At 73.6% G+C, this 20,753-nt stretch carries 19 protein-coding genes and 2 pseudogenes; 10 read left to right on the forward strand and 11 right to left on the reverse strand.

Annotated elements, in window-relative coordinates:
- Window position 1: 1 nt before the first annotated feature.
- Window positions 2-649 (reverse strand): ABATE domain-containing protein, encoded by a 648-nt coding sequence (locus KME66_RS12775; protein ID WP_216321936.1) that lies wholly within the window; start codon window positions 647-649, stop codon window positions 2-4.
- A gap of 22 nt (window positions 650-671) precedes the next feature.
- Between KME66_RS12775 and KME66_RS12780 the strand changes: the two genes are divergently transcribed.
- Window positions 672-1,139 (forward strand): VOC family protein, encoded by a 468-nt coding sequence (locus tag KME66_RS12780; protein ID WP_216321939.1) that lies wholly within the window; start codon window positions 672-674, stop codon window positions 1,137-1,139.
- A 224-nt stretch (window positions 1,140-1,363) separates the two neighbouring features.
- Here the strand turns inward: KME66_RS12780 and KME66_RS12785 are convergent, their stop codons facing one another.
- A complete protein-coding gene (locus KME66_RS12785) occupies window positions 1,364-2,182 on the reverse strand; it encodes an NAD(P)H-binding protein (RefSeq protein WP_216329297.1) in 819 nt (272 codons plus the stop codon).
- A gap of 87 nt (window positions 2,183-2,269) precedes the next feature.
- Here KME66_RS12785 and KME66_RS12790 point away from each other — a divergent pair, with 87 nt between their 5' ends.
- Window positions 2,270-2,692: a helix-turn-helix domain-containing protein gene (locus tag KME66_RS12790; protein WP_216321942.1), complete on the forward strand. Its 423-nt coding sequence runs from the start codon at window positions 2,270-2,272 to the stop codon at window positions 2,690-2,692.
- Between the two features lie 42 nt (window positions 2,693-2,734).
- Here KME66_RS12790 and KME66_RS12795 read toward each other — a convergent pair whose 3' ends face one another.
- Together KME66_RS12795 and KME66_RS12800 are read right to left on the reverse strand one after the other, a co-directional pair.
- Window positions 2,735-3,187: a hypothetical protein gene (locus tag KME66_RS12795; protein ID WP_073220058.1), complete on the reverse strand. Its 453-nt coding sequence runs from the start codon at window positions 3,185-3,187 to the stop codon at window positions 2,735-2,737.
- 42 nt (window positions 3,188-3,229) lie between these two features.
- Window positions 3,230-3,490 carry a hypothetical protein gene (locus tag KME66_RS12800; protein WP_073220055.1) on the reverse strand — a complete coding sequence of 87 codons (261 nt, stop codon included), beginning with the start codon at window positions 3,488-3,490 and terminating at the stop codon, window positions 3,230-3,232.
- Between the two features lie 107 nt (window positions 3,491-3,597).
- On the opposite strand from KME66_RS12800, the gene KME66_RS12805 reads away from it, so the two are divergent.
- From KME66_RS12805 to KME66_RS12820, 4 genes are all read left to right on the forward strand, one after another.
- Entirely contained in the window at window positions 3,598-4,434 is an 837-nt protein-coding gene (locus KME66_RS12805; RefSeq protein ID WP_216321945.1) for a helix-turn-helix transcriptional regulator, read from the forward strand.
- Window positions 4,431-4,640 carry a DUF397 domain-containing protein gene (locus KME66_RS12810; RefSeq protein WP_216321948.1) on the forward strand — a complete coding sequence of 70 codons (210 nt, stop codon included), beginning with the start codon at window positions 4,431-4,433 and terminating at the stop codon, window positions 4,638-4,640. The genes KME66_RS12805 and KME66_RS12810 overlap by 4 nt, the downstream gene beginning before the upstream one ends.
- A 125-nt stretch (window positions 4,641-4,765) precedes the next feature.
- Complete coding sequence (locus tag KME66_RS12815) at window positions 4,766-5,614, forward strand: HAD family hydrolase (protein ID WP_216321952.1); 849 nt, start codon at window positions 4,766-4,768, stop codon at window positions 5,612-5,614.
- A gap of 138 nt (window positions 5,615-5,752) precedes the next feature.
- The gene (locus KME66_RS12820; RefSeq protein WP_216321955.1) at window positions 5,753-6,523 is read left to right on the forward strand and encodes a calcium-binding protein; all 771 of its coding nucleotides are present in this window, start codon (window positions 5,753-5,755) and stop codon (window positions 6,521-6,523) included.
- A gap of 27 nt (window positions 6,524-6,550) precedes the next feature.
- Here KME66_RS12820 and KME66_RS12825 read toward each other — a convergent pair whose 3' ends face one another.
- The 7 genes and pseudogenes from KME66_RS12825 to KME66_RS12855 form a co-directional block, all read right to left on the reverse strand.
- Window positions 6,551-7,300, reverse strand: a complete 750-nt coding sequence (locus KME66_RS12825; protein ID WP_216321958.1) for a DUF1838 family protein — start codon at window positions 7,298-7,300, stop codon at window positions 6,551-6,553.
- Between the two features lie 49 nt (window positions 7,301-7,349).
- Window positions 7,350-9,481, reverse strand: a pseudogene (locus KME66_RS12830) (SpoIIE family protein phosphatase).
- Between the two features lie 433 nt (window positions 9,482-9,914).
- Window positions 9,915-10,505 (reverse strand): TetR/AcrR family transcriptional regulator, encoded by a 591-nt coding sequence (locus KME66_RS12835; protein ID WP_073220034.1) that lies wholly within the window; start codon window positions 10,503-10,505, stop codon window positions 9,915-9,917.
- Between the two features lie 235 nt (window positions 10,506-10,740).
- Window positions 10,741-11,655: an ABC transporter permease gene (locus KME66_RS12840; protein ID WP_216321960.1), complete on the reverse strand. Its 915-nt coding sequence runs from the start codon at window positions 11,653-11,655 to the stop codon at window positions 10,741-10,743.
- Window positions 11,642-12,568: an ABC transporter ATP-binding protein gene (locus KME66_RS12845; RefSeq protein ID WP_236726312.1), complete on the reverse strand. Its 927-nt coding sequence runs from the start codon at window positions 12,566-12,568 to the stop codon at window positions 11,642-11,644. The genes KME66_RS12840 and KME66_RS12845 overlap by 14 nt, the downstream gene beginning before the upstream one ends.
- Before the next feature lie 504 nt (window positions 12,569-13,072).
- A complete protein-coding gene (locus tag KME66_RS12850; RefSeq protein ID WP_216321964.1) occupies window positions 13,073-14,335 on the reverse strand; it encodes a DUF2092 domain-containing protein in 1,263 nt (420 codons plus the stop codon).
- Window positions 14,336-14,557: 222 nt separating this feature from the next.
- The gene (locus KME66_RS12855; RefSeq protein ID WP_216321968.1) at window positions 14,558-15,568 is read right to left on the reverse strand and encodes a polyprenyl synthetase family protein; all 1,011 of its coding nucleotides are present in this window, start codon (window positions 15,566-15,568) and stop codon (window positions 14,558-14,560) included.
- A gap of 159 nt (window positions 15,569-15,727) precedes the next feature.
- On the opposite strand from KME66_RS12855, the pseudogene KME66_RS12860 reads away from it, so the two are divergent.
- The 4 genes and pseudogenes from KME66_RS12860 to KME66_RS12875 all read left to right on the forward strand — a co-directional run.
- A pseudogene (locus KME66_RS12860) lies at window positions 15,728-16,348 on the forward strand (MFS transporter); the annotation flags it as partial.
- A 160-nt stretch (window positions 16,349-16,508) separates the two neighbouring features.
- Window positions 16,509-18,503 carry a CocE/NonD family hydrolase gene (locus KME66_RS12865; RefSeq protein WP_216321971.1) on the forward strand — a complete coding sequence of 665 codons (1,995 nt, stop codon included), beginning with the start codon at window positions 16,509-16,511 and terminating at the stop codon, window positions 18,501-18,503.
- A gap of 170 nt (window positions 18,504-18,673) precedes the next feature.
- A complete protein-coding gene (fahA, locus tag KME66_RS12870; RefSeq protein ID WP_216321974.1) occupies window positions 18,674-19,903 on the forward strand; it encodes a fumarylacetoacetase in 1,230 nt (409 codons plus the stop codon).
- Window positions 19,900-20,613 (forward strand): GPP34 family phosphoprotein, encoded by a 714-nt coding sequence (locus KME66_RS12875; RefSeq protein WP_216321977.1) that lies wholly within the window; start codon window positions 19,900-19,902, stop codon window positions 20,611-20,613. Before fahA ends, KME66_RS12875 begins: the two co-directional genes overlap by 4 nt.
- Window positions 20,614-20,753 lie beyond the last annotated feature (140 nt).

Genomic DNA, 20,753 nt, shown 5'->3' on the forward strand with positions numbered 1-20,753 from the left:
GTCAGTCGACGGTGTCCGCGTCGGAGCCGGTGAGCCGGGCGCGGTGGGCGCGGACCTTGTGCCGGTTGCCGCAGCGCTCCATCGAGCACCAGCGGCGCCTGCCGGGGCGGGAGGTGTCCACGAACAGCAGGCGGCAGTCGTGCGCGCCGCAGGTGCGGATGCGAGGGGCGTACGCCCCGGTGAACAGGTCGATCGCATCACGGGCGACGGTGGACAGCAGCCCGGTCCCGGTGCCGCCCGGCGTCCAGGACCGCTCGCCGCCCACCGTCAGCCGGGATGTCAGCGAGGGACGGGCCGCCGCGTCGTTGAGGGTGGCGAGGTCGTCCGGGGCCGGAGGCTCTTCCCGCACCCGGCTTTCCGTAATCCGCCAGAGCGCGTCGCGCAGCGCCCGCGCGTCCGCCACCTCCGCCGCGCTCACGACGAGCCCCTCGCCGCCGGCTGATCCGGCGGCGAGCCCGCCCGGCAGCCGGCTCTCCTCCGCCCAGCGCACCAGGTCGGCCGGCTCGTGCAGCACCTCGAAGTACGACAACGGGCCGGGCCCGCCGGTCGGCAGCAGCTCCAGACACAGCGCACCCGGATCGAACCGGAACGAACTGCCGTCCGGATGCCGCAACACCAGCCCCGGCGCGTTGGTTGCCTTCCCATTCATGTAACCAGTATAAACGGTTTCCATGACGGAGACACCGACACAGCCGCTGTCCTGGAAGCTCGTGATCGACAGCACCGACCCGCACGCACAGGCCGGATTCTGGGCACAGGCCCTGGGTTACGTCGTCGAGGACAACAGCCCGCTGGTCGAGCGGCTGCTCGCGGCCGGAGCCGTACCCGAGGCCATCACCACCCACGCCCACGGCCGCCGCGCCTGGCTCGACCTGGCCGCGGCCCGGCACCCGGACGACCCGTACGACGAGGTCAGCGGTACGGGCCAGGGGCGGCGGCTGCTGTTCCAGCGGGTGCCGGAGCCGAAGACGGTGAAGAACCGCCTCCACATCGACGTGCACTCCGCCCCCGGACAGCGCGACGCGGAGGCGGAACGGCTGAGGGCGCTGGGCGCGCGGGTGCTGCGCACGGTCGACGAGCAGGGCGGGAGCTGGATCGTCATGGCGGACCCGGAGGACAACGAGTTCTGCGTCAGCTGACCGGTCGCGGGCGGCGAGGCCTCGCCGCCCGAGGGAGGCCACCCGCCCCCGGCACGGCACCCCGGCACCCCGGCACCCCGGGCCGACAGGTCAGGCGCCCCGGCCCGGCACCCCCGCCCCCGGCCGACAGGCAGACACCCCCGCCCGCCCGACCAGACCCCCGCCCGACCGCCCGACCGCCCGACCGCCCAGCCGCCCAGCCGCCCTGTCGGCCGGGCCGGCTATCACCCGCCGGCGCCCGGGCGCAGCGCCGCGGCGGTTTCCGCCGCCACGGTGAGCGGATCGGTGAGCGGCCGGCCGAGCAGCCGGGCGAGGTCGGGGCCGGTGCCCCCGAGGAAGCCGTGCCGTACGCCCGTGGCGATGGAGGCGACCATCGGCGGCTGGAAGGGAAGCAGGGCGGGGTCGGACAGCAGGCGGGCGCGGTACACGTCGAGCCCGATCGTGCGATGGGGGACGGCAAGTCGCCCGGCGACGTCGTCGGCGGCGATCGGCTCGCCCACCAGCTCGTACGTCCGGCCGGTGTGCGCGCCCGGCCGTTCGGCGACGACCGCCGCGGCGGCGGCCAGGTCCGCCCGTGGCACCGCGGCGAGGCGGCCGTCGCCGAACGCCGACTCCAGACCGTCCGGTGTCCAGCCCAGCAGGGCGCCGAACAGCTCGGCGTACAGCCCGTTGCGCAGGATCGTCCACGCGAGGCCGCTCTCCCGGACCATCCGCTCGGTGGCCCGGTGCGCGAGCGCGAACCCGAGGTGGTCCCCGGCCCCGGTCAGGCTCGTGTACACCACGTGACCCACGCCGTCGCGGTGCGCGGCGTCGAGGACGGCCCGGTGGCGCGCGACGACCCGGTCGTCCTCCGCGTACCCCGCGGAGACGAGGACCAGGGTCGAGACACCGGAGAGGTCCAGGCTCGCGGGGTCGTCGAAGTCGAGGCGGCGCTGCCCTCCGGAGGGAGTCCGGCTGCCGCCCGTGGCGGGCGCACGGCGTGCGGCCAGCTCCGCGAGGACGAGGGACGCCAGCTGCCCCTGAGCTCCGGTCACCATGATCATGACGGTCTTGTCTCCTGTCGTGGTTCTCATCAGTAACTACAGTGAGATCCTGGACCCGCTACGACCGCCGCACCAGGAGGCAGTTTCGTGTCAGTGAGGCACACCGAGGTAACCGCCGAGCCCGCCCCACTCGCCCCCTGCGGCCTGCCGGAACACCCCGCATGCGGAATCCGCGACGTCCTCGACCGGGTCGGGGACAAGTGGTCCGTCCTGGTCATCGTCGAACTCGCCGGCGGACCGAGGCGCTTCAGGCAGCTCCAGCGCGCCGTCGACGGGATCTCACAGCGGATGCTGACGCTCACGGTGCGCAGGCTGGAACGGGACGGCCTGGTGGCACGCACCGTGTACCCGACCGTGCCCGCCCAGGTCGACTACCGCCTCACCGACACGGGCGCGAGCCTCACCCATCTCGTCAAGGCGCTCGCCGACTGGTCGCTGGAGCACCGGGACACCATCGCCCTCGCCCGCCGGGCGTACGACGACGAGCACCCCGGCAACGAGATCCGCTGACCGCGCGCCCGCGCCTCGGCCGCCGGGCACACCGCCCCCACCTCAGCAAAGCCCGCCGACGCCGCCCTCGCCTCCGCCGCCCTCCCGGTCGCGCCGCACCTCCTCCCGGACACGCTCCGCCATCAGGTCGGCGAGCGGGTCCGTCACGTCCCAGGAGTGCGCGGCCGGGTGCCGGTCGTACAGCACACAGGCGTCGCCGTCCTTGACGGACAGCCGGTGGATGACGGCCGGGCACGGGAGCAGCTCGGCGAAGCGGAACGTCCGGCGTCCGTCGCCGTCGGTCCAGAACATCCACAGGTCGCGCCCACCGGAAGCCGACACCGACGGGAGCTGGGCCGCGTGCTCGGCCCCCTCCTCGTGCTCGCCCAGCTCGCACAGCAGGAACGCGTCCAGTTCAGGGGCTTCCGGCGCCTCGCCGGGCTCGTCCTCCAGACCCATGAGCGCGACCCGCGCGCCCATCTCGGGGAGTTCGGTGAAGGCGGTGCACTGCAGCATGGCTCTCATCCTTGCCGGTGAGGGTGGGGGCACGGTGGTCGTTCACAGAACCTCGCCCCGACTGCGGGCGTTGAGCCGGGCGGTCCTGGCCCGGAGTTGCTCCATGAGGAGCGCGGGCCGGACCCGGTGCGGCTCGGCCTCCCACTCGGCCCCGCCACCGACGGGCCGGAGCGACCAGTAGGGGCCGGCAACCCCGCGGAACTCGCCCACGCGGTCACCGCGGCCGGTGTCCACCATGAGCGCGCCGAGGGCCGGCGGGCCGGGAGGGTCCTGCGCATTCGGGCAGACGTTCTCGCCGTACACCTATCGCTCCTCTCTGTAGCCGAACGACTACCGGGGCGATTCAGCGTGACCTACCGTGAGGAGCCATTCAACTTGCCTGTTCGGCACGGAAGATCGGGGCGGGGTCCGTGAACGTCAAGGAACTGAACCCGGAAAGCTCGGCGCAAGCGGCCTACGGTGCACGTCTGCGCGACTTACGGGAGAAGCGCGGCTGGACGCAGGAGGGGCTGGGAGACCGCAACGGCTACTCCAGCACGCACATCTCCTCCGTGGAAACCGGTCGCAAACTCGCGACCTTGCGCTTTTCGCGCAGTACGGACCGGGCCCTGGGGCTCACCGGCACCGAGGCGTCGTTCGAGCGCGAGCTGGGCCAGATCAAGCACGGCAGCCTGCTGGAGGGATTCCCGGAGTTCCTCGGCTACGAGCGCCGGGCGGCGGAGATCCGGCTGTACGAGGTCGGCGTCATCCCGGGCCTGCTCCAGACGCCGGAGTACGCGACGGTCTTGGCCGACAGCGTCGTCAGGCGGCAAGTGATCAGCGCGGACCAGGCACAGGAGCGCGTCGCCCTGGTCGCGGAACGCCAGGCAGCCCTGGTCCGGGAAAAGCCTCCGCTGGTCTTCGCGCTGCTGGACGAGAGCTGTCTGCTCCGGCCGGTCGGCGGCCCGGAGGTCATGCGGGCCCAGATGGACCGGCTCATCGAGTTCGCCGAGCAGCCCAACACGGTGATCCAGGTGGTGCCGTTCTCCATGGGAGAGCACCGCCCGTTCAGCCTGCCGCTCTACATCCTGACCATGCCCGACCGCTCGCTCATGTCGTACGCCGAGTCCGCCCAGCAGGGCTATCTGGAGCGGGAAAGTGGCTCGGTGGTGCAGCATCTGACGGCCTACCATCAGATGCAGGCGCTCGCTCCCTCCCAGGCCGCGTCCGTCGACATGTTCAGGCAGTTGCGAAAGGGCTTCCAGTGACAACCGAGACCCCCCGTTGGTTCACGTCCTCCTACAGCGAAAACGGCGGCGCGTGCGTCGAGGTCGCCACCAACCTCGCCGCCCCGCACGGCATCGTCCCCGTACGCGACTCCAAGAACGTGACCGGCCCGGCCCTCACCGTCCCCGCCGCAGCGTTCAGCGCCTTCGTCGCCGGTGTCCGGGCGGGAGACCTCGGCGCCGCCTGAACAGCGCGAACCGGCAGAGCCACCGAGCCCCACCGTGCGGACACGGTGGGGCTCGTTCGTCGTCGATGAGCACGGTGCGACCCTCGCGGGCAAGTGGCCGTTCGGCGGCTTCTAGGCTGGGGGCCATGCCCACGCCCCCCGCATACACCCTCGTCGCCACGGACCTGGACGGCACCCTGCTGCGCCCCGACGGCACCGTCAGCGCCCGGTCCCGTGCCGCGCTCGGCCGCGCCGCCGCCTCGGGCGCCCGGCATCTGATCGTGACCGGGCGGCCCGTCCCGGGGATACGCGCACTGCTCGCGGACCTCGCGTACACCGGGCTCGTCGTCTGCGGGCAGGGCACGCAGCTCTACGACGCGGACGCCGGGCGGCTGCTGCGCTCCGTCGCCCTGGACCGGGAGGCCGCCGACACCGCGCTCGGCAAGATCGAGGCGGAGGTGGGGGCCGTGTTCGCCGCCGTGGACCAGGACGGCGTGAACGGGGTGACCCTGATCGAGGCCGGCTACCGGATGCCGAATCCGACCCTGCCCGCCCAACGCGTCGGCTCTCGCGAGGCGTTGTGGGAGCGGCCCGTCATCAAGGTGCTGGTGCGCCACCCGGAGCTGGGCGACGACGCGCTGACCGCCGCCGCGCGCGGGGCCGTGGGCGATCTGGCGACGGTGACGATGGCGGGGCCCGGCACGGTGGAGCTGGCTCCACGCGGGGTGGACAAGGGTACGGGCCTGGCGGCGGCCGCCGAGCTGCTGGGCATCGGGGCGGAGCGGACCGTCGCGTTCGGCGACATGCCCAACGACCTGCCGATGTTCGCCGGTTCGGGCCTCCGGGTGGCCATGGGGAACGCCCACCCGGAGCTGCGCGCGGCGGCCGACGAGGTGACCCTGACGCACGCGGAGGACGGGGTCGCGGTGGTCCTGGAGCGGCTGTTCGGCACCGGGGGCGCAGGGGACGCCGCACCGGATTCCGGTTTGGTCTAGACCAAGACGGGTAGGTTGCGGTCGCCCGCGCGGCGTCCCCACCGCCGCGCGTGGCACCTGACATGGACCTGCCCTCACCCGGTTCCGCGCAGGCGGGCGCGGACGGGCGGCCCCCCACGGACCCACCGAGGAGTTGTCGTGAAGCGCACGAGGATGACGGCCGCCGTGACCCTGCTCGCCACCGGCCTCGCCGTGTCCCCCGCCATCGCCGCCCCCACCGCCACCGAGGCCGGCGCCAAGGCCCGCGTCGGCGCCGACTGGGCGAAGCAGTCGATCACCTTCACCGCCGCCCCGGGCCAGGTCAACGACCTGCACGTGGTCCCGATGGACCGGGGCGACGGGGTCCGGCGGATCGGCTTCCGGGATTCCGTTCCGATCCGGCCCGGCGGCCACTGCTCGTACCTGGAACCGGGCGTCGAGACGTACGTCGTCTGCGAACTGCCCACCGGCAGCGCCCGGCCGGACCGGATCGACGTCTTCCTCGGCGACGGCGACGACGAGATCGCCACCAGCGACCCGGGGGTCGCGACCGTCAGCGGCGGCCCCGGCGACGACGTCCTGCACGCCCACTCCGCGCACACCGTGCGGGGCGACGCGGGCGACGACATGGTCATGGGGCGCGTCGTCCTCGACGGCGGCGACGGCGACGACCACCTGATGGCGGTCGACGGCGACCAGTGGCTGTGGGGCGGCCGGGGCGACGACATGATCGAGGCGTACGACGGCGATGACATCGTGTACGCGGGTCCGGGCGACGACCACGTCATGGGCGGAGCCGGTGACGACGTCCTCCTCGGCGGCTCCGGCGACGACATGCTGCACGGCGAGGCGGGCGACGACGTGATCGTCGGCGGTTCCGGGAGGGACACCACCGAAGGCGGACCGGGCCGGAACATCACGCTTCCCTGAGCCGTCGTACGACGCTCCCGAACCCCCTCACCCCTGCGGCGGGTTGAGCTTGCGGAAGTAGGTCCAGCTGGTCTCGTTCGGCTCGCTCCAGCTCTCCGGGGCGTGCGCGAACTCCGGGTGGTGGTCGGCGATGTGGGCCCGGGTGCGCTCGGGGACCTCGGTGTACGCGCCGAGCTTGCGGCCCCGGCAGTGGAAGGTGAGGCCGCCGGGCCGCTGCCCCCGGGCCATCCACGGCAGCCACGGGGACATCCGGCTCCACGACATGGTGGCCGGGACACTGGGGGCGGGGCCCGCCAGATCGGCCCGGTCCGCGAAGAACTGGAAGAGCTCCAGGGCCTTGTAGGTGTCCCCCGCCGAGTGCACCGGGTACTGGGCCACCGGCAGCGGCGACGGGTAGGCGAGCGGGATCTCCAGGCTGAAGCAGACCTGGTCCCCTAGGTCGGTCGTCGGGATCGGGAAGGGGCGCCACTTCTGGTTGGCCGGGTCGTTCCAGACGTGGACCACCGGCAGGTCCTGCCAGGTCTCCAGGATCTCGCGGCTGACGGGGTCCAGGTAGAACGCGGCCTCACGGGTGAGCAGTTGGTACGCGTCCGGCCCGGCCTCCTCGTCCTGGACCAGCCGGGCGACGTTGAGGCCCTCGAAACCGAAGACCCGCTGGTAGGGCTCGTCGGGGGCCCAGGAGTAGACGTCTCCGGACCACCAGTAGGTGACCTCATCGCCGTCGAGGGAGGCACGGGTGCGGGCGAAGGAGCGGAGCAGTTCCGTGGAGGTCGTCATGGGGAACACTCTGCGCGATCGGCGGGCGCGGCGGGCACGGTGGCGCGATTCACTCCGCTGAGGCGGCCGGATCGCCCGGCAGTTCCTGCTCGGTCCACAGCACCTTGCCGTCCGGCCCGTGGCGTGCTCCCCAGTGGGAGGCGAGGCGGGAGACGATGAACAGGCCCCGGCCGCCCTCGTCGACGGTCCGGGCGTGCCGCAGGTGCGGAGCCGCCGTGGAACCGTCGTGGACCTCGCAGGTGAGCGTGGAGTCCAGCAGGACGCGGAGCCGCAGCGGCGGGGTGCCGTAGCGGACCGCGTTGGTGACCAGCTCGCTGACGATCAGCTCGGTCGCGTCCACGGTGTCCTCGTCCAGGCCCCAGCCCTGGAGCCGGTCGCGGACGAGTACCCGGGCGGTGGCGGGCGTCGTGGCCTCGTCGGCGAGGTCCCAGGTGGCGACCAGGTGGTCGGAGACCGTGCCGGTACGGGCCAGGAGCAGGGCCGCACCGGCGGCGCGGGTGTCGTCGGGCAGCGCGTAGACGATGTCGTCGCCGAGCTGCTGGAGGCTGCGGCCCGGCCGGGCGAGGGTCTGCGTGATGCGTTCGGGGGCACGGTCTCCGGAGAGCAGGTCGGCCGTGCAGAACGCGAGGAGGCTGCCCTCCTCCAGGGTGACCGCGGCGGGGGCGAAGAGGGCGCTGTCGGCGGAGAAGAGCCCCGGCCCCTCCGGTACGTCGAGGGGCACCGCCCGTCCGTCGGGGCCGACGATCAGCGGCGCGGGGTGCCCGGCGCGGGCGGCGGTCAACGTGCGGGTGAACGGGTCGTACACGCCGTAGACGCAGCCCGCGCTCAGCGGTTCTCCGTGCAGGCCGTCGGCGGGGGGCAGCGAGGCGCGTTCGTGGGCGAGGCGGTCGGCGGTGTCCTTGAGGCGGGCGAGGACCTCCTCCGGCTCCAGGTCGAGGCCGGCCAGCGCCTGGATGACCGTACGCAACTGGCCCATGGCGATGGCCGACTGGAGGCCCTCGCCCGCGACACCGCCCACGACGAGCGCGGTACGGGCGCCGGACAGGGCGATGGTGTCGAACCAGCAGCCGCTGTCCCGGCCGGGCAGCAGGACGTGCGCGGTGTCGACGGCCGCCTGCCGCCGTTCGGCCTGCGGGAGCAGCCGCCGCTGAACCGTCGAGGCGATGATGTGCTCGCGTTCGTAGCGGCGGGCGTTGTCGATGCCGAGGACCGCCCGGGAGGCCGCCGAGACCGCCACGGAGAGGTCGTCCCCGTCGAAGGGCTCGGCCGCCCCGCACCGGTAGAGGCTGACCAGCCCGAGGACCGCGCCCCGCAGCGTGAGGGGCACGACGATCAGGGAGTGCGCCCCGGCCTCCGCGACGGCCCGCGCCCCGCCCGGGTCGGCGCCCGGCCACGGGGTGCGGGGCGCGAGCGGGACGAGCCGGGCCCGCAGGTCGGCGGCGGCGAGCGCGTACGGCGTACGGGCGGGGAGGTGGCGGGTCGTGCCCGGTACCCGCCCCCGGCCCCGCGCCCGTCCGCCGCCGTGCCCGGCAGGGAGTCGCACCGGCCGGCGGCGGCGCGGCGGAGCGGGGTTCCGGGCGGCATCGGGCCCACCGGCGGCTCGGAGCCCCGCAGGACGTCGTCCACCACCTCCACGACGGCGAGATCGGCGAAGCCGGACACCATCGCGTCGGCGAAGGCACGGCAGGTGGTGGCGACGTCGAGGGAGCCGCCGACCGCGTCCCGCACCGCGGCGAGCGTGGCTTCCCTGGCCCGGTCCCGTTCCCGCTCGGTGACGTCGACGACCGCGACCACCAGGCCGAGGGCGGGGGCGTCGGGCCCGCCCGGCCCGTGCAGGCGGTACAGGGAGGTCAGGAACCGCCGGTCGCCGGGGATCCTCCGCAGCCGGCCCCGCACGAGGTGGTCGCGCACCGGGCCCTCACCGGCCAGCACCCGCCTCATGAGCTGCTCGGAGCCGTCCGGGTCGTCGAGCCGGAAGACCTCGGCGATCGGGCGTCCGGTGTACTCCCCGGTCCCCACGCCCTCGACCAGGGAGTTGGCGCGTACGAGTCTGAGCTGGGGGTCCAGCACGACGAGGCCGACGGCGGACTGGGTGAACAGCGCCGTGAGGAGCGCCTCGTCGAAGCCGCCGTCCGCCCTCCCGGCCCGCCCGCGCCCGGCCGGGGTCTCGCTGTCGGCCACGGATCCACCCGCCCTCCGGCTCCGGCACGCCGGAGTACCGGTTCCGGCCCGCGCCGGACCAGCATCACCCGCCGCACCGGGCCCGGCCACCGGTGGGCGGCAGGGGCGTGAACGGGTGGGCGGGACGCCGGCGAGGTCCGCCGCGCCGTGGCCCGCGCCCCCACCGAGACGCCCCGCACCACGGACCTGCCGCTCCCACCGAGACGCCCCGCACGACACAGCTCCCTCCGCCACCGAGACGCACCCGCGGCACAGCGCTCCCGCCGCCACCGAGACGCCCCGCGGCACAGCGCTCCCGCCACCGCCGTCGTGCACCCCGCCCGACAGTCCGCCGCCGCACCGATCCCGTCCGATCGCCTCCTGCCGCACCAGGGCCCCGTCCGGTCACCTCCTGCCGCACGGGATCCCGGCCGGACCCGCCCCGGTCGGCGCCTCAGTACCCCGGCGCGCGCAGCGACCGCAGGACGTGGTCCACCAGTGTGGCGATCGTCTCCTCGTCCTGGACCGGCTTGCGCAGCACATGGCGGTAGTAGACGGGGCCGTACAGCATCTCCACGGCCAGCGGGAGGTCCGCGCCGGGCGGGATCTGGCCCTGGTCCTGGGCGCTGCGGAGCCGGCCGATCGCCTCCTCGACGCGCGGGTCGACCAGCTCTTCCCGCAGCTGCCGGGCCAGGCGGTCGTCGTGGTGCAGCTCGGAGAGGATGCCCGCGTAGGCGGGGCCGAAGGGCGGGACCGAGAGCAGTTTCACCGCACCGGCGACGTGGGAACGCAGGTCGGCGCCGATGTCGCCGGTGTCGACGAACGGAGTGGCGTCGATCAGGGCGTCCGTGAACGCCTCCAGCAGAACCGCCCCTTTCGACGGCCACCAGCGGTAGATCGTCTTCTTGCTGACCCCCGCGTCGGCGGCGATGGCCTCTATCGTGACGTGCCCGTACCCCCGCTCCGTACAGAGGTCGAGGGCGGACCGCAGGATCGCGCGGCGTGATCGTTCGCTGCGTCGCACACTGCTCGGCGGTGTGATCATTCGGTGAGCATAGGGGGGTTCCAGCCAATCTCTTGTTGACATCTCGTCGCCAAAGACCGAACAATACCCAGGCGGAAACGGAACGTACCGTGTCGTGTCGTCCCCGTTGCCCGCACCGTTCGTGCCGTTCGTGCCGCGACGAGCCGATCGGGGGACGGCTCGCCCGGCCGACGGCGCGTGCGGACCCCGCCGATCCGATCCGGCCAGGCCCCTTGCGCCTTCGCGGGGGCGTCCCTCACGCCGTGATGTCCTTGGCCGTGAAGCGGGCCCAGGCCGCCGAGCCGAACACCGCGACGTACAGCGCCTGCACCTGGAAGTTCTTGCTCAGGTCGTCCCAGTGGACCGGCTCGCGCAGGACGTCGGCGAACGACATCCAGTAGTGCGCGAACAGATACGGGTGCACGCCGCTCAGCTGCGGAATGCTGTCCAGGATCTGCACCGTGATCAGCAGTCCGACCGTGGCCGCCATCGCCCCGATCCCGCTGCTGGTCAGCGTCGAGACGAACAGCCCGATCGCGGCGAACCCGGCCAGGGACGCCGCCACGACCAGCGCGGTCAGCGCCGCGCGCAGCAGCCCCTCGCCGAAGCCGATCCGCGTCCCCGAGATCGTGGTGACGTCTCCCACCGGGAACAGCAGCGCGCCCACCACCAGCCCCGACACCGCCACGACCAGGGTCGCGATCAGGCAGAAGACGAGGACGGAGGCGTACTTCACGAGCAGCAGCCGGGTCCGGCCCGCCGGGGCGACCAGCAGATAGCGCAGGGTGCCGCCGCTCGCCTCGCCCGCGATGGCGTCGCCCGCGACGACGCCGACGGCCATCGGCAGGAAGACCGGCAGCGTCGCGGCCAGGGCGGCGAAGACCAGGAAGATGCCGTTGTGGGTGACCTGGGCGAGGAAGGCCGGGCCCGCCCCGCCGTCCGGACCGCCCTCACCGCCACCGCCGCCGCCCGTCTCGATGCGGACCGCGACCGCGATCAGGACGGGGACGGCGGCGAGGACGCCGAGCAGGGCGTAGGTGCGGTGGCGGCGCAGCAGCGTGGTGATCTCGGAGCGGAGGAGACCCAGCGTCCGGAGCGGAGTGCGGGACCGGAGCCCCGCGCGTCCCGGAGGTGTGGCCTGTTCCCCCCGCGCCCTCTCAGCCTGCGACATCGAATCCCTCTCCCGTGAGTGCGACGAAGGCGTCCTCCAGCGACCCCCGCTCGACACCGAAGAACCGCACCCGGACCCCGCCGCCCACCAGCGCGGCGTTGAGGTCGGCGAGGTCCACGGCGGCGGGCGGGGCGTCGGCGGTCAGCCGGTCGCCGTCGGTGCTCAGGCCGGTGAGCCCGTGCTCCTGGAGGATGCGGGCGGCGTCCCCGGGGTCGGGGGTGGTGACGGCGAGCCGGCCCCGGGCCTTCGCGGCGAGGTCGGCGACCGGGCCCTGGACGATCAGCCGGCCCCGGGCCATCACCGCCGCGTGAGTGCAGACCTGCTCGATCTCGTCCAGGAGGTGGGAGGAGAGGAACACCGTGGTGCCCTCGGCCGCCAGCTCCCGGACCAGGAGACGGATCTCGCGCATGCCCTGCGGGTCGAGGCCGTTGGTCGGCTCGTCCAGGACCAGCAGCCGGCGCGGCCGGAGCAGGGCGGCGGCCAGGCCGAGGCGCTGCTTCATGCCGAGCGAGTACGCCTTGGCCTTCTTCCCGGAGGCGGCGGCGAGCCCGACCCGCTCCAGGGCCGTCCCGACGCGGGCCCGGCGGGTGCGCGGGTCGGCGGTGGGGTCGGCCCGGTCGTACCGCAGGAGGTTGTCCCGGCCGTTCAGGAAGCCGTACAGCGCGGGCCCCTCGATCAGCGCGCCGACCTCCGGCAGCACCGTACGGCCGGCCTCGGGCATCGGGCGGCCGAGCACCTCGGCGGTGCCGGACGTCGGGTCGATGAGGCCCATCAGCATCCGGATCGTGGTGGTCTTGCCGGAGCCGTTGGGGCCGAGGAAGCCGAAGACGCTGCCGGCGGGCACGGTCAGGTCGAGGCCGTCCACGGCGAGCTGACCGCCCCGGTAGCGCTTGGTCAGGCCCCGGGTGCGGATGACGGGGGCGCCGGGGGTCGCGGCGGACGGCGGAAATACCGGCGCGGGGGGCGCGGGGGCGACCTCCGGCGCGGGGGGCGAGTCAGGGGCGAGGGTCGCGTCCGGCGCAGGAGCCACGTCCGCCGCAGGGGTCGCGTCGGGCGCGGGGGTCGCGTTCGACGCAAGGGTCACGCCCAGCTCGGGGTTCGTGTCGGGCGCGGGAGTCACGCCCAGCGCGTGGGCCACCTCCGGCGCCCGGCTCCCGGGCGCCGGGTCCCCGGCCCCCGCGCCCGTGATGGCCGCACGCCCCTGCAGCGCGTCGTTCGCCGTCGCGTCGTTCGCCGTCGCGTCCCCGGCCCCTGTGTCCGTCATGGCGGTCGCACCTCTCCGTGAGCGCGGGGCCGCCGCGGTCTCCACGCGGGTGGGCGGAGGCCGCGGCGGCGGGGTGTCCGGGGGCCTGTCGTCCGGGTACCCAGGTGTCCAGGTGCCCCGGACATCCGGTGTCCAGGTGCCCCGGACAAGGTTCTACTGCGCGACGGCGTCGGCCGCACGCACCAGCGCGTCCTTCGTCACCGCTCCGACGTACACCGATCCGTCCTCCGTCAGCAGGGCGTTGACCAGGCGCGTCTTGAACACCGTGCCCGAGCCGAACGTCCCGGTGACCTTGTCGCCGAGGGCGTCGAGGAAGCCCTGCGCCTCGGCCGGGATGTCGCCCGAGCCGGCCTCGGGCAGGCCCGTGCCGCCGGGGGACTTGATCTCGGCGATCGAGGTCCAGCCCTTGCCGATGACGTTGAAGCCGCCCTCGTCCGCGAGGCCCTCCAGCTCGGCCAGCTGTCCGGGCAGCGCCTTCTGCATCGCGCCGCGCTCGTCCTTGCCGGTCTCCAGTTCGTCGGCCTCGGTCACCTCGGCGCCCTCGGGCGGGGTGAAGGCGAACGTGGACGCGGCGGGCCTGGCGAAGTCGACCTTGGTGAATCCCGCGTCGACGACGGCCTTGCCGCCGCTCGCCGCGGACAGGGTGAACTTCAGCGGTACGCCGTTCTCGGCGTCCACGGCGATCCGGACGGAGCCGATCGTCGAACCGGACTGCTTCGGCTTGATCAGCAGCTGGTACGCGTCCCGCCCGGCGACCTGCGCCGTGCCGTCCACGGTCACCGAGGTGGTGTCCCCGGCCGCCGCGAGCGCCTGCTCGGCGAAGTCCTTCGGGGTGGCCGGAGCGCCCTCGGGGGCCTTCGGGGCCTTCTCCGCGTGGCCGCCGCCGTCCCGGCCCTCGGGCGCCTCGGCGTGGTAGACCTCGTCGGACCGGCTGTCGTACGCCCAGACCTCGCCCTGGTTGTGGATGACGCTGTACTCGGAGGCGTCCCCGAGGATCGAGAGCTTCTGCCGCTCCGGGCCGTCGGCGGCCACCCGCAGCGTGTGCGTGCCGGACGTCAGCTCCATGAGCCTGTCCTGCGGGGCCGCCGCGCCGCCGTCCCGGCCTTCGCCCCGGCCTTCGCCGCCCGGTACGAGCGAGCCCGCCAGGCCGTCGAGCGGCAGGCCCAGGTCCGTGCTGACCTTGACCGTGCCGGAGAGCTGCTCCTCGTCGGAAGCGGCGATCCTCTCGACGAGTTCCTGTGCGCTGATCTTCGGCAGGTCCGGGTCGCCCGAGCTGGCGAGCGCCGGGACGAGCCCGATGGTGGCGGCCGCCACCCCCGCGACCGCGACGGGGACGAGATAGCGCGCCGCCTTCCGTCGGCCCACGACAGTGCTCGTGGCCTCTTCGGTGGTCTCTGCGCTGTCGTTCGGTGCCATGGTGTGCCCTACCTCCGTGGTCGGCGGCTTCCGTTGATAACCATCTGACCAAATCGGACGGTTCGAAGCGTCAGCCCGGGGAATCAACTCCGCCTACTGCTCCGGTATGACAACCGAAGGGGGCCTGTACGCCATCCCGTAGGGGTGGGCCGCCCCGTGTCACCGGGTGGCGGCCCCCGGTGACACCGCGTCAGCCGACGGCGGGCGAGGCCGGGGTGCGCCTCAGCCCGCGCGGTGCACCACCGCGTCGCACAGCTCCTCCAGCGCGGCCTTCGCGTACCCCTCGGGCAGCGGGGCGAGCGTGGCGCGCGCGTCCTGCGCGTAGCGCACGGTGTCCTGGCGGGCCTGCTCCAGCGCCGGGTGGGCGCGCAGCCGGCGCAGCACCTTGGCCAGCGCCTTGTCGCTGCTCAGGTCGCCGTTGAGCAGCTCGACGAGCTCCAGGTCGTCGGGCTTGCCGTCGGCCGCCGCCTGGGCGCGCAGCCGCAGGACCGGGAGCGTCGGGATGCCCTCGCGCAGGTCGGTGCCGGGGGTCTTGCCGGACTCGTGGGAGTCGGAGGCGATGTCGAGGACGTCGTCGGCGAGCTGGAAGGCGATGCCGAGCCGTTCCCCGTACTGCGTGAGGACGTCCACGGTCCGCTCGTCGGCGCCGGACATCATCGCCCCGAACCGGCCGGAGACGGCGACCAGCGAACCGGTCTTGCCGCTGAGCACGTCCAGGTAGTGGTCGACCGGGTCGCGGCCGTCGCGCGGGCCCGCGGTCTCCAGGATCTGGCCGGTGACGAGCCGCTCGAAGGCCTCCGCCTGGATACGGACGGCCTCGGGGCCGAGGTCGGCCAGGATGTGGGAGGCGCGGGCGAAGAGGAAGTCGCCGGTGAGGACGGCGACGGAGTTGCCCCAGCGGGTGTTGGCGCTGGGCACCCCGCGCCGCACGTCCGCCTCGTCCATCACGTCGTCGTGGTAGAGCGTGGCCAGGTGGGTCAGCTCGACGACGACGGCCGAGGGGACGACTCCCGGCGCGTCGGGATCCCCGAACTGTGACGCGAGCATGACCAGCAAGGGACGGAACCTCTTGCCCCCCGCACGCACCAGGTGCTGGGCGGCGTCCGTGATGAAGGGGACATCGCTCTTGGTGGCTTCGAGCAGCCCTGCCTCGACAGCGGCCAGGCCCGACTGGACATCGGCCTCAAGAGCCTGGTCCCGCACGTGCAGTCCGAACGGCCCGACGACGGTCACGGGGACATCTCCTGTCTGCTGACGATCACACGCAAAGTCGATGTGTCGCTGTCTCTCGAATCAACTTCAGCGTATCCGGTCCGCTATGGATCACCGTGGGCGGCTTCCCATGACCGCCGGTATGTTCGGGATCAGCTCATACGATCAGGAGTCTCTGTTTTGTCCCACAGCGCTGCCGACACCGAACAGGCCCAGCCGCCGCCCGGGGACGACCACGCCTTCTTCGGGCAGCCGCGGGGCCTGATGACGCTGTCCGGCCCGGAGGTCCGGGAGCGATTCTCGTTCCTGGGCACGCAGGCCGTCCTGGTGCTGTTCTTCGCCGACACCGTGAGCGACGGCGGCATGGGCATGGACCCCGGCACCGCCGCCTCCGTCTCCGCCGCCTCCCTCTCCGTCTCCGCCGCCTACGGGACACTGGTCTGTCTGGTCTCCGCGGCGGGCGGCCGGCCGGCCGGCCGCATCCTCGGGTCGTACCGGGCCGTGCTCTGCGGCGGCATCCCCGCCGCGATCGGCATGCCCCTCGGCCTGATCCAGTACGTCGCGGGCCGCCGTCACCCGGTCGGCCGCACGGAGGGCACGGAATGCGCGCCGGCCCCCGACGCCATGCGGCGCGCGGTGCGCCTGGTCATCGGCGGAGCCGTGGCGGTGGCCCTCGTCGCGTCCGCGCCGGCACGGGCGGGATGGCTGACCATCGACCGGTTCGTGGACGTGCTGACGGTGATCTCGGTGATCGCCCCGGTCGCCTGCTTCGTGGTGATGTCCCAGAGCCCCCGGGTCACCACGGGCCTCCTGGCCGCGCCCTGGCCGAAGCGCACGATGCACCCCGCCCACTGACCCGTCCGCCCCTCCGGCGCTCCGCCCCCGCCCCGTGCGCCTCACGCACCCCGACCGCCCGAACCCGTACGCCTCACGCACCCCGTCCCCCACCGAGGTGATCGCCATGAACATCACGACCGAGTTCCCGTACGAGACCACCCACGAGGACGTCCGCATCCCGCTGCCCGACGGCACCCGGCTCTACGCCCGCATCTGGCGGCCGCTGACCGACGAACCGGTCCCCGCCCTCCTGGAGTACCTGCCCCACCGGCTGAGCGACTGGACCGCGCCCCGCGACTGGCAGCGCCACCCCTGGTACGCGGGCCACGGCTACGCCTCCGTACGGGTCGACGTCCGCGGCCACGGCAACAGCGAGGGGCTGCCGGGCGACGCGTACGACGGGCAGGAGCTGGCCGACGGGGTCGCCGTCATCCACTGGCTGGCCCAGCAGGAGTGGTGCTCGGGCCGGGTCGGGATGTTCGGGATCTCCTGGGGCGGTTTCAACGCGCTCCAGATCGCCGCGCTCGCCCCCGAGCCGCTGAAGGCGATCGTCACCGTCTGCTCGGCCGACGACCGCTACGACGACGACGTCCACTACATGGGCGGCTCGGTCCTCGCCGTGGACATGCACGCCTGGGCCGCCACCCTGCTGGCCTTCGTCTGCCGCCCGCCGGACCCGGCGCAGACCGGCGAGGACTGGAAGGAGATGTGGCTGAAGCGGCTGGAGGCCGTCGAGCCCTTCATCCACACCTGGCTCGCCCACCAGAGCCGCGACGCCTACTGGAAGCACGGCAGCGTCTGCGAGGACTACGGCGCGATCAAGGCGAACGTCCTCGCGGTCGGCGGCTGGCACGACCCGTACCGCGACACCGTCCTGCGGCTCGTCGAGCACCTCGACCCCGGGCAGGTGCGCGGGATCATCGGGCCGTGGTCGCACCAGTACCCCGACCGGGGGCTGCCGCCGAGGCCCGCGATCGGCTTCCTCCAGGAGACGCTGCGCTGGTGGGACCAGCACCTCAAGGGCAAGGAGACGGGCGTGATGCGGGAGCCGCTGCTGCGGTCCTGGATCAGCGGCTCGCACCGGCCCGCCACGGTGTACGAGACGCTGCCGGGCCGCTGGGTCGGGGACGCCTCCTGGCCCTCGGAGAACGTGACCCCGGTGGCGTACGCCCTCCAGGGCGGCGAGCGGATCGTCGCCTCGCCGCAGCAGACCGGACTGGACGCGGGCCGCTTCCTCCCGTTCGGCGACGAGGCCGACCTGCCGCCGGACCAGCGGGACGAGGACGCCAGATCGGTGTCGTTCGAGTTCCCCGTCACGGAGGCGCCGATCGAGATCCTCGGACGCCCCCGGGTGAAGCTCCGCCTCCGGATGGACGCCTCCCGCGGCCAGGCCATCGCCCGGCTCTGCGACGTCGCTCCCGACGGCGCCTCGACGCTCGTCACCCGGGGCGTCCTCAACCTCGCCGCCCGCAACGGCCGCGACCGCACCGACGACTGGACGCCCGGCGAGAGCGAGGACGTGGTCTTCGACCTCAACGGCATCGGGCACACCTTCCCGCCCGGCCACCGCATCCGGATCGCGATCTCCTCCGCGTACTGGCCGTGGATCTGGCCGCAGGCCGGCTCGGCGGGCTTCACCATGGACGCCGAAGGAAGCTTCGTCGAGCTGCCGGTGCGCCGCCACACCGAGGACCCGGCGATCACCTTCGGCGAACCGGAGCAGTCCGAACCGCTCGGCGTCGTCCACCCCGTCCCCCTGGAGGAGCCGCGCCCCGAACGCCTCGTCGTCCGCGATGTCGCCAAGGGCGAATGGCGCCTGGAGGTCGACCCCCGCTACGGCGGGACGCGCCTCTACCCCGACGGCCTCGAATTCACCGAGGACGCCCTGGAGACGTACACGATCCAGCAGGACGACCCGCTCTCCGCACGGACCCGCTCCGACTGGACGATCCGGCTGCACCGGCCCGAAATGGCCTGGGACGTGGAGATCGCGAGCCGCTCCGAGATCGCCGCCGACGAGCACGACTTCATCACCTCCGACGAGGTGGTCTGCAAGGAGGGCGGCGAGGTCGTCTTCCACCGCACCTGGGAGAAGCGGATCCCGCGCACGGCGGGCTGAACCGCTCCTGTGTTTCCGGCCCGGTTCCCCCGGATTTCCGGGGGAACCGACGGCAACCGGCGAACTTTCCGGGCAATACGCACAGTTGGGGATGGTCAGGGCACTGCCGCTGGGTAGGAGCCCCGACGTAACGTGTCCCCAACGCGACCTGGAAAGCGAGGCAGCACCACATGCCCGAGCAGAGCAGCCCGCTCGATCTGGCCGAGGGCGACCCCTTCGGCCCGCACAACCTTCCGTACGGTGTGTTCTCCACCCCCGACCACCCCGACGTCCGCCGGGTCGGCGTCCGCATCGGCAACCACGTCCTGGACGCCGGAGCCGCCGCCCACGCCCTGGGCTCCCCGTACGCGGGGCTGCTGGACCGGCCGAGCCTGACGCCGCTGCTCGCGGCGGGCCGCACCGCCTGGAGCGATGTGCGCCGCGCGCTCACCGCCTGGCTGACCGTCCCCGCCCACCGCGCGGACATCGAGCCGCTGCTGCACCCGGTGGACGCGGTCACCCTGCACCTGCCGTACGAGGTGGCGGACTACGTCGACTTCTACGCCAGCGAGCACCACGCCACCAACGTGGGCAGGATCTTCCGGCCGGACGGCGACGCGCTCACCCCCAACTGGAAGCACCTGCCGATCGGTTACCACGGCCGCTCCGGCACCGTCGTGGTCTCCGGCACCGACGTCGTACGCCCCAGCGGCCAGCGCAAGGCCCCCACGGACCCGGCGCCCGTCTTCGGGCCCTCGGTGAAGCTCGACATCGAGGCCGAGGTCGGCTTCGTCGTCGGCGTCCCCTCCGCGCACGGCACCCCGGTCCCGCTGGCCGACTTCCGCGAGCACGTCTTCGGGCTCAGCCTCCTCAACGACTGGTCCGCACGCGACCTCCAGGCCTGGGAGTACGTGCCGCTCGGCCCGTTCCTCGGGAAGTCCTTCGCCACCTCCGTCTCCGCCTGGGTCACCCCGCTGGAGGCCCTGGACGCGGCCCGCACCGCCCCGCCGGCCCGGGACGTCCCGCTCCTGCCCTACCTCGACGACGCCGAGGACGAGGACCCGGGCGGCTTCGACATCCGGATCACCGTCGAGATCAACGGCCAGGTCGTCGCCGAGCCGCCGTTCGCCTCGATGTACTGGACGGCCGCCCAGCAGCTCGCGCACATGACGGTGAACGGCGCGTCGCTGCGCACCGGCGACCTCTACGGCTCCGGCACGGTCAGCGGCCCCGAGACGCAGCAGCGCGGCTCGCTGCTGGAGCTCACCTGGAACGGCCGCGACGCGCTCGAACTGACCGAGGGCAAGCGGACGTTCCTGGAGGACGGCGACACGGTCACGCTGACCGCCTGGGCCCCCGGCCCGCACGGCACCCGCGTGGGCCTCGGCGACGTGACCGGAAGGATCGTCACCGCGCCATGACGACCCCCGCACCCTCCGGTCCCGGCTCCCCCGTGCTGACGCTGCCGGAGGAGCTGATCCTGCTCACCCTGGACCGGGTGAGCGGCAAAGCGCTGTGCCCGGCCGCGTCGCTGGCGTACGGGGTCGCCGGGGCCGCCCTCGCGGAGCTGGAGCTCCAGGGCCGGATACGGGAGAAGAGCGGCCGGGTCCAGGTGGTCAACCCCCTGGGCCCGGCCGACCCGCGCCTCGCCGGTCTGCTGGGCACCCTGCCCCAGGCCAAGGGCCGCCGTTCCGGGACACGCGCGCGACGCTGGGTGGCCGACTACGACAAGCACGTCCACACCCTGTACGTGGACTCGCTGGTGGAGCGCTCCGTGCTCGCCCGCAGGACCCGCCGCTTCCTCGGGGTCCTCCCCTACCACCGCCACTTCCCGGGCGTACCGGACCTGACGCCGGGCGTCCACGAGCGGTTCGCGGCGGCCGAGACCGCGGGCCGCCCCGAGCACCGCGACCGGCTCCTGGCCGCGCTCGTCTCTGCGGTCGGCCTCGCCGGCCGGCTGACGCACGACGGCGCCTCCGGGCGCACGGCCATGAGGGTCCTGCGCCGCTCCGAGTGGACGGCGACGGCCGTCCACCACAACGTGAAACGACAGTCCTCCGGTGGCGACGGAAGCGGCGGCTGGATCGGCGACGACGGCGGAGGAGACGGCGGCTGCGGGGGCGGGGACTAGGCACGGGCCGAGCAGGGGCTGTTGACGCGGGCCCCACCCGTGAGCAGAGGCGGGCGCCCGGCACGGCCGCTCCAGGGGTAGGGGTGCGGGTCAGCGACGCGAGAGGCGTTCACACGTTCGGGTCGTCCGATTCCCGTTTC

It is taken from the genome of Streptomyces sp. YPW6, assembly GCF_018866325.1.
Taxonomy (GTDB): domain Bacteria; phylum Actinomycetota; class Actinomycetes; order Streptomycetales; family Streptomycetaceae; genus Streptomyces.